Below are 13,300 nucleotides of genomic sequence, written 5' to 3' on the forward strand. Positions count from 1 at the left end.
CGGGTCCCCCCGTGTGGCGTGCGGCGGGTGCGGGGTCGCCGAACGACGGCATGGCTCGGTGAAACGGGGGACAGCGACGCGGAGCGCCTCAGCGGACCGAGCCGACCCAGCGGCCGGGCCCGACCTCGACGGGGCGGCGGATCGCGCCGCCGCTGCGCACCCACGCGTTGCGGCCGGGCGCGACCTCGTCGGCCTCGGGCACCTCGGCGTCGGCGGCGGCGAGGAGCACCGCGGTCACCGCGGCGGTCTCCTCGTCGCTCACCGAACGCGTCAGGATGCGCAGCTCAGCGGCGCGCGGGTCGTCCGCGGCGTCGTTCGCGGCCACGGCGGAATCTTCGTGTGCAGACATGGTCGCCGCCCTACAGCGGGATGTTCCCGTGCTTCTTCGCGGGCAGGCTCGCCCGCTTGGTGCGGAGCGCCCGCAGCGCCTTCACGACGGCGACGCGGGTCGCGGCGGGCTCGATGACGCCGTCGAGCTCACCGCGCTCGGCCGCGAGGAACGGCGAGGCCACGTTGTACGTGTACTCGTTCGCGAGCTTCGTGCGCACGGCCGCCACGTCTTCCCCCGCCTCCTCGGCGCGCTTGATCTCGCCGCGGTAGAGGATGTTCACGGCGCCCTGGCCGCCCATGACGGCGATCTCGGCCGTCGGCCATGCGAGGTTGATGTCGGCGCCGAGCTGCTTCGAGCCCATGACGATGTAGGCGCCGCCGTAGGCCTTCCGGGTGATGACGGTGACGAGCGGCACCGTCGCCTCGGCGTAGGCGTAGAGCAGCTTCGCACCGCGGCGGATCACGCCCGTCCACTCCTGGTCGGTGCCGGGCAGGTAGCCGGGCACGTCGACGAGCGTGAGGATCGGGATGGAGAACGCGTCGCAGAAGCGCACGAACCGCGAGGCCTTCTCGCCGGCGGCGATGTTCAGCGTGCCGGCCATCTGCGAGGGCTGGTTCGCGATGATGCCGACCGTGCGGCCCTCGACGCGGGCGAAGCCGACGACGATGTTCGGGGCGTAGAGCGGCTGCACCTCGAGGAAGTCGCCGTGGTCGACGATTCCCTCGATGACGGTGTGCATGTCGTACGGCTGGTTCGGGGAGTCGGGGATGACCGTGTTCAGGCGCTTGTCGTCGTCGGTGATCTCGAGCTCGACCTCGGCGTCGTACACCGGGGCATCCGTCATGTTGTTGTCGGGGAGGAACGAGACGAGGGTGCGCGCGTAGTCGAGCGCATCGGACTCGTCGCTCGCGAGGTAGTGCGCCACGCCAGAGACGGTGTTGTGGGTGAGCGCGCCGCCGAGCTCCTCCATGCCGACGTCCTCGCCCGTGACGGTCTTGATGACGTCGGGGCCGGTGACGAACATCTGGCTCGTCTTGTCGACCATGATCACGAAGTCGGTGAGCGCGGGGGAGTAGACCGCGCCGCCCGCGGCCGGGCCGCAGATGATCGAGATCTGCGGGATCACGCCGGAGGCCTGCGTGTTGCGGCGGAAGATCTCGCCGTACTTGCCGAGGGCGACGACGCCCTCCTGGATGCGGGCGCCGCCCGAGTCGAGGATGCCGATGATGGGCACGCCCGTCTTCAGCGCGAGCTCCATGACCTTGATGATCTTCTCGCCCGCGACCTCGCCGAGCGAACCGCCGAAGATCGTGAAGTCCTGCGAGTACACGGCGACCTGCCGGCCGTGGATCGTGCCGGTGCCCGTGACGACCGCGTCGCCGTAGGGGCGCTTCGCGTCCATGCCGAAGGCGTGCGTGCGGTGGCGCACGAACTCGTCGAGCTCGACGAAGGAGCCCGGGTCGAGGAGCTCGGCGATGCGCTCGCGCGCCGTCATCTTGCCCTTGGCATGCTGCTTCTCGATCGCCGCCTCACCCGACGCGGTCACCGCTTCGTGGTAGCGCAGCTTGAGGTCGGCCAGCTTGCCGGCGGTGGTGGAGAGGTCGGGGCCGTCAGTCGCTTCGGTCACGCCGTTCACTCTACCGGCGAGCATCCGGCCGACTTCGTTGACGGTTTCCTACAATTCCGTCCGCGAGTTGGCCGACTTCGTACAAAGCCGTCCGTGGCTAGTGTGGTCGGCATGGAATGGGAGCGATCGCGCGCGGCCGTGCCGCGCTTCGAGTTCCTCGCCGAGGCGGGGTCGACGAACGACGAGCTGCGCGAGGCGGCCACCGGCGCGGATGCCCCGGGCTGGCCCCACGGCGCGGTGATCGTGACCGACAACCAGACGAAGGGGCGCGGCCGGCTCGGCCGCACCTGGCTCGCCCCCACCGGCAAGACCCTCGCGATCTCGATGCTGCTCCGGCCCGAGCTGCCCGGCGGGCGGCCGTTCCCGGTCTCGGGCTACGGGTGGATCCCGCTCATCGCGGGCGCCGCGATGACCGAGGCCGTGCGCGGCGCGGTCGACGCGGCCACCGCCGTCCGCGCGGCCGCCGACCCCGAGCACGACGACGAGGACCGGAGCGGCGTCGTCGACGTCGAGCTGAAGTGGCCGAACGACGTGCTCGTCTCGGGCTACAAGATCTGCGGCATCCTCTCCGAGCTGCTGCAGGCGCCCGACCGCGACGCCCCCGGCGCGGTCGTCGTGGGCGCCGGGCTCAACCTCACCCTCGACGAGCACGACCTGCCGACCCTCACCTCGACCTCGCTGCTGCTCGCCACCGGGGTGCGCCCCGACGGCGACGCGGTGCTCGCCGACTACCTGACGCGGTTCCTCGCACTCTTCGACGACTTCTGCGCCGCGGGCGCCGACCCCGCGGCATCCGGGGTCGATCGCCGGGTCGCCGCGCTCTGCGGCACCCTCGGCAGCGAGGTGCGCGTCGAGCTGCCCGGCGACCGCGAACTGCTCGGTCGCGCCGAACGGCTCGACGCCGACGGCCGGCTCGTCGTCATCGATCGGGAGAACGGCGAACCCTGGTCTGTCGCCGCGGGCGACGTGACGCACCTGCGGTATTAATGGGCGTATGACGAGAGCCGACGCGTCTGCCGCCGCGCCGACCGCACCGCCGGCCGAGCGAGTGGTCGCGCGCCTGCGACGCCATGCGCGCGTGCTCATCCTGCCGGTGATCGTGCTCGTCGCGGTCGCCGCGGGCACCGGGTACGCGCTGGGGTTCGTGGGCGAGCTCTGGCAGCTGCTCGCGCTCCTCGGGGGAGCGCTGCTCGTCGTCGTCCTCGCCTGCCTCCTGCCGTACCTGGCCTGGCTCACCGGCCGCACGACGATCACGACGCGGCGCATCATCATGCGCCGCGGCGTCTTCGTCCGCGTGCGCAACGAGGTCGCGCACGCCCGGGTCCGCGAGGTCAGCGTCCGCAAGACCCCGGGCCAGAGCCTCTTCGGCTCCGGCGACGTGCGCATCGACGTCGGCCAGGAGCGCCCCGTCGTCCTCCGCGACCTGCCGAAGCCGCAGCTCGTGCAGGCTGCGCTCCACGAGCTCATGGAGACCGCGCACGGCCCCGCGCCGCGCGGGCCCGCTGCCGCGACCCTGCTCGACGGCGACACCGTCGCCTGGGGCGGGCGCTGACCGGTCCCGACGCCGACCGAACCGGACGCCCATCCCGACCCGGCCGCGGAACCTCGCCGGAGCGCGTAAAGTTGTCCGTCGGTTCTCGCACGCCCCCGAGTGCGAGCCGCGCGACGAGAGGTTCCCCTTTGGGCGACGAATGCATCCACGGTTTCGATGACGGCCTCTGCGCCACGTGCTTCCCCCCGAAGGAGCCCGAGCAGAAGGTCACGGCGACCGCACCGGTCCGCGGATCGACCCGCGGCAGCGCACGGACGGCCACGGCCTCCACGCGCACCGCCTCCTCGGGCGCCGGCCGCGCCGCACCGACGCTCACGGGCCGTCCGCTCACGGCGCCGCCCGTCGAGGTCGGCACGATCCGCATCTACCACGTCACGCACCTCGACAACCTCGGCCGCATCCTCGGCGCCGGAGCGATCCTCTCCGACGCGGGCGGGGCCAACCCGGTCGTCGACGTCGCGGCGCCCGCCGTCCGCGAGTTCCGCCGGCAGCAGTCCGTCCCCGGCGTCGACGCGACCCTCGCCGACTACGTGCCCTTCCTGCTTACGCCCGATGCGCTCGTCTGGGACGCCGTGCGCACCGCCAGCCCCGACCCGCGCCTCAGCGACGACGCCGTGCTCCGTCCCGCGGCCGACCACGTCATCCTCGTCGGATCGGTCGCCGCCGCCCGCGGCGCGCTCACCGAGCCCGGCGCCGTCATCGTCAGCGACACCGACGCGGCGCTGCCCGGCGCCGAGCTCGCGATCGAGTGGTCCGACGTCGAGCGGCTGCTGCGACGCCTCGTGCACGCCGACGAGACCGCGCGCCTCCGCACGGCCGAGTTCCTCGCCCGCGGCGAGGTGCCGCTCGAGCGCATCGCGCTCATCGCCGTCGGCAACGACAAGGTGCGCGACCGGGTGCGGGCCGCACTCGCCGCGGTCGGCGTCCGCGCCAAGGTCGCGGTCTACCCGCCGTGGTTCCAGCCGGCCGAGATCGAGCTCGACGGGGACTGACCCGCTACGGTCGGCCGTGGTTCCAGGCTGCGCGATGCGAGATCGAGCTCGACGGGGACTGACCCGTTACGGTCGGCCCGCCTTCGTCGAGGGGGCGGGCCGCCGCGACCGCGCGACCGCGTCGGGCTCCGGGTCGGATGCCTCGGCCACGACGTCTGCGGCATCGGCCGGCGCCGGGGCATCCGGCTCCTCGAAGAGGGTGCGCTGGGCCTCCTCGACGCGCGCGAGCGTCGAGAGGCCGTCGGCGCGATGGTGCCCGAACACCCAGTACCGGTACAGCACGAAGCGGAACGCCGTGCCGAGCCCGAGGCCGACGACGTTCGTCGCGATGTTGTCGGCGAGCAGCGTGGTGTAGCCGAGCAGGTGGTGGCTGACCCACAGGCAGGCGAGCGAGATCGCCATGCCGCCGAGCGAGACGATCACGTACTCGGCGAACTCGCGCAGGTAGTTGCGGCGCCGGTGCTTGCGGAAGGTCCAGTACCGGTTGCCGAGCCAGTTGAACACGATCGCGACGCTCGTCGAGATGGTCTTCGCGCCGATCGCCGACTGCGCCCAGGTGTCGTCGCCCGCGAGGCCGAGCCGGAGGGCGTTGAAGAGCGCCACGTCGATGACGAGCCCGATGAGGCCGACGACGCCGAACTTCACCGCGTACGCGAGGAGCCCGTGCCACAGGCGGGCGGCGACGTCGGCGATGCTGGTGGACACCGACACATCTTATTCCGCGCCGCCTAGACTGGACTGGGCGCCGTTCGGGCGCCCGACGACGAATGGAGTGCACGGGGTGCGGGTCGGAGTGATCGGCGGCGGACAGCTGGCCCGGATGATGATTCCCGCGGCGATCGAACTCGGAGTCGACCTCCGAGTGCTCGCCGAGCAGGACGGGATGGCGGCCGAGATCGCCGCGGAGCGCGTCGGCGACTACACCGACACGGCGACCGTGCTCGCGTTCGCGAAGACCGTCGACGTCGTGACCTTCGATCACGAGCACGTCCCCCAGGACGTGCTCCGCGCCATGGTCGACGCCGGCATCGCGGTGCACCCCGGCCCCGAGGCGCTGGCCGTCGCCCAGGACAAGCTCGTCATGCGCGAGCGGCTCTCCGAGCTCGGCCTCCCGGTGCCCGACTGGGCGCGCGTCGAGACCGCGGAGGAGCTCGACGAGTTCATCGCCGAGCACGGCGGCGCCGCGGTCGTGAAGACGCCGCGCGGCGGGTACGACGGCAAGGGCGTCCGCGTGGTGCGCGGCGCCGCCGAGGTCGCCGAATGGTTCACGACGATCGTCGAGGACGGCCGTCAGGGCGCGCTGCTCGTCGAGGAGCTCGTCGACTTCCGCCGAGAGCTCGCGCAGCTCGTGGCACGCCGCCCGAGCGGCGAGATCGCGGCCTGGCCGGTCGTCGAGACCCTGCAGGTGGGCGGTGTCTGCAGCGAGGTGATCGCGCCGGCGCCCCGCTCGGCGGGCCGCCTCGCCGACGTCGCCGCCGAGGTCGCCATCACGATCGCCGAGGGGCTCGGCGTCACCGGGGTGCTCGCGGTCGAGCTCTTCGAGACCACCGACGACCGCATCCTCGTGAACGAGCTCGCCATGCGCCCGCACAACAGCGGCCACTGGTCGATGGACGGATCGACGACCGGGCAGTTCGAGCAGCACCTGCGCGCGGTCCTCGACCTGCCGCTCGGCGCCACCGGCAGCCACGGCGACTGGTCGGTCATGGTCAACGTGCTCGGCGGCCCGGCCGAGGGCGCGCTGACCGACCGCTATGCGGAGGCGCTCGCCGGTCACCCCACGGTCAAGGTGCACAACTACGGCAAGGCGCCCCGCCCCGGCCGGAAGATCGGCCACGTCACCGCGACGGGCGACGACCTGGACTCGGTCGTGTACGAGGCGCGCGCCGCGGCCGCGTTCTTCCAGGACTGAGTCGGCCGTCGGCGGCCGGTGCCGCCCGCGCCGTGGTGTCGTTGCGGGCATCTCCCAGCACGCGGCCGTACACTCGATCAAGTGACTGAGACGAACACCAGCCCCCTCGTGGGCGTCGTGATGGGTTCCGATTCCGACTGGAACGTCATGCGCGAGGCCTCCGCAGTGCTCGACGAATTCGGCATCGCCCACGAGGTCGAGGTCGTCTCGGCGCACCGCACGCCCGAGAAGATGATCGCCTACGGCAAGGAGGCGGCCGCCCGCGGCCTGAAGGTCATCATCGCCGGCGCCGGCGGTGCCGCGCACCTGCCCGGCATGCTCGCCTCGGTCACGACGCTGCCCGTCATCGGCGTGCCCGTGCCGCTCGCGAAGCTCGACGGCCTCGACTCGCTGCTCTCGATCGTGCAGATGCCCGGCGGCATCCCCGTCGCGACCATGGCGATCGGCGGGGCGAAGAACGCCGGACTCTACGCCGCACGCGTGCTCGGGGCATCCGACCCCGCGATCGCCGAGGCCCTCGACCGCTATGCGCGCGACCTCGCCGCGCTCGTCGAGGAGAAGAACGAACGGTTGAAGCAGTCGCGATGAGCCTCGCAGCAAGCCCCATCCGGTACCCGGATGTCGCCTCGCGCACCGTGATGACCCGTCGCGGCTGGTGGCTCGTCGTGCTCAACTTCCTCATCCCCGGGGCGCCGCAGGTGCTCGCCGGCAACCGGCGGCTCGGACGCTTCGGGCTCGGCGCGACCCTCGTGCTGTGGGTGCTCGCCGTGCTCGCCCTGCTGTCGTGGCTGTTCTGGCGCACCGCGCTGTTCACGATCGCCTCGACGCCGTGGACGCTGTGGCTCGTCGCCCTCGTGCTCGCCTTCTACGCCGTGCTGTGGGTGGTGCTCACCCTCGACACGCTGCGGCTCGTGCGGATCGTGAAGACCTCGCCGTCGGCGCGCGGCTGGATCGCGGGGCTCACGACGGTCGTCATGGTGCTCGTCTCGGGCACCGCGGCCTACGGCGCCTACCTCGCCACGACGACCGGCGGCGTGATCTCGTCGATGTTCGTCGCCGGCCCGAGCCTGCCGCCCGACGAGAACGGGCGCTACAACATCCTGCTGCTCGGCGGCGACTCGGGCCCCGACCGCGAGGGCATGCGCCCCGACAGCATGTCGATCGTCTCGATCGACGCCGAGACCGGCTCGGCCGTCACGATCGGCCTGCCGCGCGACCTCGAGTACTTCCCGTTCTCGGAGGGCTCGCCGCTCGCCGAGGTCTACCCCGAGGGCTACGGCGCGATCGACGGCTGCGAGGTCGACGTCTGCCAGCTGAACTCGGTGTACACCGAGGTCGAGCTGAAGAGCCCCGAGATGTACCCGAACGCGGTCGCGCAGGGCTCGGAGCCCGGGATCGAGGGCATGCGCGACGCCGCGGAGGGCATCACCGGGCTCGACATCCAGTACTACGCGCTCATCGACATGCAGGGCTTCGAAGCGCTCATCAACGCGCTCGGCGGGGTGGACATCAACGTCGAGAGCCGCATCCCCATCGGCGGCGATGAGGACAACAACGGCGTCGACGGCTGGATCGAGCCCGGCCAGCAGCACCTCGACGGCTACCACGCGCTCTGGTACGGCCGTGCGCGCTACGGCGTCGCCGGCGGCGACTACGAGCGGATGGCCCGCCAGCGCGTGCTGCAGGAGGCGATCCTGCGCCAGTTCACGCCGACCAACGTGCTCGCGAAGTTCCAGGAGGTCGCCGCGGCCGGCGCCGACACGGTGAAGACCGACATGCCGCAGTCGAGCCTCGGCTACTTCGTGAACCTCGGGATGAAGACGAAGGAGCTGCCGATGCAGCACGTCGAGCTCACTCCCGAGAACGGCATCGACCCGACCGACCCCGACTACGAGTACATCCGCCAGCTCGTCGCCGACGCGATCGCACCGCCCGCGACGGAGGAGCCGGCGGAGTAGTCGCGAGCGCGGTCGCCGTCGCGCGGTCGCGCCGCGCACTGCGGTGCGCCTGCGCACGGCCGTGCGCGGGCTGCAGCGCGCGCTGTCGAGCGCGGCCCTGCTCCACGAGTCGCCGGCCGCGACCGGCTCAGAGGTCGGCGTGCAGCTGCCAGACGCGTTCGGCCGAGTCGCGCCAGGTGAAGGCCTGCGCCCGGTCGGTGCCGGCGATCGAGAGGCGATCGGCGAGCTCGGAGTCCTCGACGACCGCGGTGATCGCCGCCGCGAGGCGCTCGGCGTAGCCGGCACCGCCGCCGACGGCGACGGCGCGCCCGGCTTCCGCGCCGACCTCGACGTATGCGGGGGTGTCGGAGTGGATCACGGGGACGCCCAGGCTGAACGCCTCGATGAGCGAGGTGCCCGAGCCCTCGTCGTGGCTCGGGGCGACGAACGCGGTGGCGCCCGAGAGCACCGTGGCGAGATCGGCTGGGTCGTCGAGCTCGAGCGCCCTGACCCGCCCGCGCGGGACCCCGGCCTCTTCGGCGACTGTCGCGAGATGCAGCTCGCCCCAGTTCTCGGGGCCGAGCACGATGACCGGGATGTCGGGGGAGTCGGGGCGACCGAGCGCCTCGAGCAGGTCGACGACGCCGTTGCGCGGGTCGAGCGACCCCGCCGTGACGAGGTAGTCGCGCGGCAGCGCGAAGCGGGCCGCGCGGTCCGCGGCGTCGCGGGGGAGCTTCAGCCCGACGCGCGGGGCGGTGCCGATGACCCGGACCCGGTCGCCGAACTCGGCGACCATCGCGAGCCGCTCCGCGAGGGCGTGCGTCGGCACCACGATCGCGTCGGCGTGCTTGCGCGCGCGCTTCATCATGGCCTTGTTCCACGCGACCGTGGTCGTCGTGAGCGACTCGGGGTGGGTCCACGCGAGGAGGTCGTGCACGGTGACGACCGTCTGGTCGACCCCCGCAGCGGCGTCGTGCCGGCGCAGCGGCGCGAACAGGCTCGGCGCGTGGATCATGCCGCCGCCCGGCGAGGTCGTGAGGCCGAACTGCCACGCGGCGACCAGTTCGCGTCGCGCGAGGCTCGACTTGTAGAGCCCCGACAGGCCCGGGAAACGCTCGAGGACCAGCTCGTAGTCGCTCGGCAGCGACGACGAGACGACCCCCTCGACCTCGCACCCCGGAGGGGCGGTGTCGATGAGCCAGGTCGTGAGCGCCTGGGTGTAGCGGCCGAGCGCGCCGGGAACCGGTGCGACCACCTGGTCGACGATCATCCGAAGCGTCGTGGGCATGCCCCTCCTTCGAGTGTCGTACGGTCGAATCCCCCAATCTATCGTCCGCTCCCCGAGAATCGGGCGTGAGGGGCCCCGCTGTGGAAAGCTCGCGGCCGCGGACAGGGCAAGATAGTGGGGAGCCTTCCCGAGATCAGCGAGAGTCGATGAGTCCGTCACCACTGCCACCGCGCGTCGTCGCCGTCGTCGTCGCCTACAACCGGGCGGAGCTCCTCGCCGAGGTCCTCGACGCGCTCGGCACGCAGCGCGCAGCGCTCGCGAAGGTCGTCGTCGTCGACAACGCCTCCACGGATGCCTCGGCCGACGTCGCACGCGCCGCGGGCGACCTCGTCGACCTCGTCACGCTGCCGCGCAACACCGGCGGCGCCGGCGGCTTCGCCGCGGGCATGGCGGTCGCCCTCGCCGACCACGAGCCCGACTGGCTCTGGCTGATGGACGACGACACCGTGCCGACGGAGGGGGCGCTCGCCGAGCTCCTGAACGCCGTCGACGGCACCGACCACGTCGTGGCGGGGTCCCGCGTGGTCTGGCACGACGGCACCGAGCACCCGATGAACACGCCCCGCGAGAAGCCCTTCGTCGGCAAGGACGAGCGCGTCGCCGCGGCGCGCCGCGGCGGCATCCCGATTCGCAGCACCTCGTTCGTCTCGATGCTCGTGCGCGCCGACGTGGTGCGCGAGATCGGCCTGCCCATCGCCGACTACTTCATCTGGAACGACGACTTCGAGTACTCGACGCGGGCCCTGCGCGGTCGGCGCGGGCTGCACGTGCCCGCCTCCGTCGTCGTGCACAAGACGAAGGTGCTCGGCGCCACCGACGCCGACCCGGGGCCGCGCTTCTACTACGAGGTGCGCAACAAGCTGTGGATGTTCCGGCGGTCGCAGAGCCTCGGCCCGTTCGAGAAGGCGGTGTACGGCGCGTCGAGCGTCCGCCGCTGGATCCGCACCTTCGCGCGCTCCGAGGATCGCACGGTGCTCCGCGACGGCTGGCGCCGCGGCTACCGCGACGGCACCCGCACCCGGCCGCGACCGAACGCGATGGCGCTCGCCGGCCTCGGTCGCGCGAGCGACGCGGTGGTGCAGGTGGAGCCTGCATGAGCGCGGACTTCTCGCTGCTCATGCCCGTCTACCGCGGCGACGACGCCGCGCACTTCGCCAAGGCGTTCACCTCGAGCGTCGGCGAGCAGTCCGTCAAGCCGTCGCAGGTCGTCCTCGTGCAGGACGGCCCGGTCGGCGACGAGCTCGCCGCCGCGATCGACCGGGTCGTCGACGCGAGCCCCGTGCCCGTCACCCGGCACGTCATCGACGAGAACGTCGGACTCGCCCGTGCGCTCGACCTCGGGCTCGGCCTCTGCGAGCACGAGATCGTCGCCCGCATCGACGCCGACGACATCTCGCTGCCCGAGCGCTTCGCCCGCCAGCTCCCGGTCATCGAGGGCGGGGTCGACCTGCTCGGCACCGGCATGTTCGAGTTCCTCGACGACGGCGGCGCCATCGTGGGCCGGCGCACCCCGCGCACCGGGCACGACGAGATCGCCCGCTACGCCCGCTTCCACGACCCGTTCAGCCACCCGACGGTCATGTACCGGCGGAGCGCGGTCGAACGCGCGGGCGGCTACCAGCCCCTCGGGCTGATGGAGGACTACTGGCTGTTCGCGAGGATGATCGACGCCGGGGCATCCGTCGAGAACCTCGTCGAACCGCTCGTGATGTACCGCGTCGGCGCGGGCGCCTACGCCCGCCGCGGCGGACGGGCGCAGTGGCGCAGCGAGCTGCAGCTGCAGCGCGCGTTGCGGAGGATCCGCTTCACGAGCCGGTGGGAGTACCTCCGGAACGTGACCGTGCGGGGCGCGTACCGCTTCGTGCCCGAGCGGGTGCGCAAGGTCGCGTATCGGCGGCTGATCGCGCGGGGCGGCGCGATCGACTGACCGGACGGGCGAAGGCCCCCGGCCGACGCGCGCGGGAACGCCGCATCACCGCTTCCCGCGCTCGGGTCGATAGCATGGGCGGAGCCGGAGTTCGGGGGGGCAGGCGGTTCGGATGTTGCATAAGGGACGGAAGCCGCGGTATCTCGCGGTACTCACGGCGTTTGTTCTCGCCATCGGGCTCGCGACGGCCGACGGGATCGCGAACGAGGAACCGGCGGCGGCCGCGGAGGGCGCGGACTTCAACCCGGGCATGATCATCAGTGACTCGGTCTTCTACAACAGTGCGACGATGACCGTCGCGCAGATCCAGTCCTTCCTCAATGCCAAGGTGCCGACCTGTCGCTCCGGATACGTCTGCCTCAAGGGCTTTCGACAGACCACGACTTCGCAGCCCGCGCGAAGCGAAGGATGCGCCGCATACGCGGGACAGGCCAACGAGTCCGCCGCCCTGATCATCTACAAGGTGTCGCGTGCCTGCGGGATCAACCCGCAGAGCATGCTCGTCCTGCTCGAGAAGGAGCAGGGGCTGGTGTCCGACACCTGGCCGACGTCGCGGCAGTACCGATCGGCGACCGGCTACGGGTGCCCGGACACGGCGGACTGCGACATCAACTACTACGGCTTCTTCAATCAGGTGTACCACGCGGCTTGGCAGTTCAAGAAGTACCGCGCACGCCCGACGATCCGCGCGTATCAGGCCGGTCGCTACAACACCATTCAGTGGCATCCGAACGCCGGTTGCGGCACCTCGCAGGTGTACATCCAGAACCAGGCGACCGCCGGTCTCTACCTGTACACGCCGTACCGGCCGAACGCCGCGGCGCTGCGGAACCTGTACGGCACCGGCGACGCATGCTCGAGCTACGGGAACCGGAACTTCTGGCGGATGTTCACCGATTGGTTCGGGTCGACCGCGATTCAGGTGCACCCCTCGCTCATGTCGGCGTGGCTGCAGCACGGTGGTGCAGACGGGCGCCTCGGGCCGCCGATCGCGGCGGCCCAGTCGGTCAGCGGCGGGGGCATTCTTCAGCGGTTCGAGCGCGGGCAACTCGTCTACCGTGCAGATCTCGGTACGTTCCGCACGGCGGCTTCGATCGCCACGTACTACTACGCGAACGGCGGACCGGCCGGCCGATTGGGGTACCCGGTATCCGATGTCGCCGGGGCGGATGCGATCGAACACACGCAGTCGTTCGAGTTCGGCTTCGTGAGCTGGAAGCCTGCGAGCGGTATCGCCGTTCGGGGTGGATATCGTGTCAGCGAACCGTACCTCGCCAACTGGAAGGCGTTGAAACAGTCTCAAGGTGTGCTGGGGTATCCGATCGCCGGTGTGGTCGATGAGGGGTCGGGGTGGTCGTCGCAGCGGTTCGAGCGCGGGTACCTGTTGTACGACGGGGCTCGGAAGATCATGTACTGGTTGCCGTCGGGCATCTGGGACTACTGGAAGGCGCGTGGTGGGCTCGGCGGCGCGATCGGTGCGCCGACGGCGTCGCCGTCGGGTTCGGCCGCGGCGGGGTGGACGCAGAACTTCGTCGGGGCTCGTTTGGCGCAGGCGCCGGCGGGAACCGTGACGATGGTGGGCGGCGTTGCGGTGTCGGGTGTCTTCCGCACCAATTGGACGGCACTGCGCGGGGGAAGCGGTGTGCTGGGGTATCCGATCGCCGGTGTGGTCGATGAGGGGTCGGGGTGGTCGTCGCAGCGGTTCGAGCGCGGGTACCTGTTGTACGACGGGGC

General features: G+C 71.7%; 13 protein-coding genes. 9 read left to right on the forward strand and 4 right to left on the reverse strand.

Annotated elements, in window-relative coordinates; genetic code table 11:
• Nucleotides 1–88: 88 nt before the first annotated feature.
• Together ACFVTR_RS03280 and ACFVTR_RS03285 are read right to left on the reverse strand one after the other, a co-directional pair.
• The gene (locus ACFVTR_RS03280) at nucleotides 89–349 is read right to left on the reverse strand and encodes an acyl-CoA carboxylase epsilon subunit (RefSeq protein WP_387034698.1); all 261 of its coding nucleotides are present in this window, start codon (nucleotides 347–349) and stop codon (nucleotides 89–91) included.
• 10 nt (nucleotides 350–359) lie between these two features.
• Entirely contained in the window at nucleotides 360–1,958 is a 1,599-nt protein-coding gene (locus tag ACFVTR_RS03285; RefSeq protein WP_246191988.1) for an acyl-CoA carboxylase subunit beta, read from the reverse strand.
• 111 nt (nucleotides 1,959–2,069) lie between these two features.
• Here ACFVTR_RS03285 and ACFVTR_RS03290 point away from each other — a divergent pair, with 111 nt between their 5' ends.
• The 3 genes from ACFVTR_RS03290 (at nucleotide 2,070) to ACFVTR_RS03300 (ending at nucleotide 4,502) form a co-directional block, all read left to right on the forward strand.
• Nucleotides 2,070–2,945: a biotin--[acetyl-CoA-carboxylase] ligase gene (locus ACFVTR_RS03290; RefSeq protein WP_387034700.1), complete on the forward strand. Its 876-nt coding sequence runs from the start codon at nucleotides 2,070–2,072 to the stop codon at nucleotides 2,943–2,945.
• Nucleotides 2,946–2,952: 7 nt separating this feature from the next.
• The gene (locus ACFVTR_RS03295) at nucleotides 2,953–3,510 is read left to right on the forward strand and encodes a PH domain-containing protein (RefSeq protein ID WP_387034702.1); all 558 of its coding nucleotides are present in this window, start codon (nucleotides 2,953–2,955) and stop codon (nucleotides 3,508–3,510) included.
• 128 nt (nucleotides 3,511–3,638) lie between these two features.
• A complete protein-coding gene (locus tag ACFVTR_RS03300) occupies nucleotides 3,639–4,502 on the forward strand; it encodes a DarT ssDNA thymidine ADP-ribosyltransferase family protein (RefSeq protein WP_387034704.1) in 864 nt (287 codons plus the stop codon).
• 66 nt (nucleotides 4,503–4,568) lie between these two features.
• Here ACFVTR_RS03300 and ACFVTR_RS03305 read toward each other — a convergent pair whose 3' ends face one another.
• Complete coding sequence (locus ACFVTR_RS03305) at nucleotides 4,569–5,207, reverse strand: GtrA family protein (protein ID WP_387034706.1); 639 nt, start codon at nucleotides 5,205–5,207, stop codon at nucleotides 4,569–4,571.
• A 76-nt stretch (nucleotides 5,208–5,283) separates the two neighbouring features.
• Between ACFVTR_RS03305 and ACFVTR_RS03310 the strand changes: the two genes are divergently transcribed.
• From ACFVTR_RS03310 to ACFVTR_RS03320, 3 genes are all read left to right on the forward strand, one after another.
• Nucleotides 5,284–6,414, forward strand: coding sequence for a 5-(carboxyamino)imidazole ribonucleotide synthase (locus ACFVTR_RS03310; RefSeq protein ID WP_387034708.1), 1,131 nt, complete (start codon nucleotides 5,284–5,286; stop codon nucleotides 6,412–6,414).
• Nucleotides 6,415–6,534: 120 nt separating this feature from the next.
• Complete coding sequence (gene purE / locus ACFVTR_RS03315; RefSeq protein WP_387035375.1) at nucleotides 6,535–7,002, forward strand: 5-(carboxyamino)imidazole ribonucleotide mutase; 468 nt, start codon at nucleotides 6,535–6,537, stop codon at nucleotides 7,000–7,002.
• On the forward strand, nucleotides 6,999–8,372 hold the full coding sequence (locus tag ACFVTR_RS03320; protein ID WP_387034709.1) for an LCP family protein: 1,374 nt from the start codon (nucleotides 6,999–7,001) through the stop codon (nucleotides 8,370–8,372). Before purE ends, ACFVTR_RS03320 begins: the two co-directional genes overlap by 4 nt.
• 127 nt (nucleotides 8,373–8,499) lie before the next feature.
• On the opposite strand, the gene ACFVTR_RS03325 is transcribed toward ACFVTR_RS03320, so the two are convergent.
• Nucleotides 8,500–9,639, reverse strand: a complete 1,140-nt coding sequence (locus tag ACFVTR_RS03325; RefSeq protein ID WP_387034711.1) for a glycosyltransferase family 4 protein — start codon at nucleotides 9,637–9,639, stop codon at nucleotides 8,500–8,502.
• A 146-nt stretch (nucleotides 9,640–9,785) separates the two neighbouring features.
• On the opposite strand from ACFVTR_RS03325, the gene ACFVTR_RS03330 reads away from it, so the two are divergent.
• The 3 genes from ACFVTR_RS03330 to ACFVTR_RS03340 form a co-directional block, all read left to right on the forward strand.
• A complete protein-coding gene (locus tag ACFVTR_RS03330) occupies nucleotides 9,786–10,736 on the forward strand; it encodes a glycosyltransferase (RefSeq protein ID WP_387034712.1) in 951 nt (316 codons plus the stop codon).
• Nucleotides 10,733–11,566 carry a glycosyltransferase gene (locus ACFVTR_RS03335; RefSeq protein ID WP_387034713.1) on the forward strand — a complete coding sequence of 278 codons (834 nt, stop codon included), beginning with the start codon at nucleotides 10,733–10,735 and terminating at the stop codon, nucleotides 11,564–11,566. The genes ACFVTR_RS03330 and ACFVTR_RS03335 overlap by 4 nt, the downstream gene beginning before the upstream one ends.
• 112 nt (nucleotides 11,567–11,678) lie before the next feature.
• Nucleotides 11,679–13,300, forward strand: a 1,622-nt coding sequence (locus tag ACFVTR_RS03340) for an LGFP repeat-containing protein (protein ID WP_387034715.1), incomplete at its 3' end; no start/stop codon positions are given.

The sequence above is a fragment of the Agromyces sp. NPDC058126 genome, from assembly GCF_042884595.1.
GTDB lineage: Bacteria > Actinomycetota > Actinomycetes > Actinomycetales > Microbacteriaceae > Agromyces.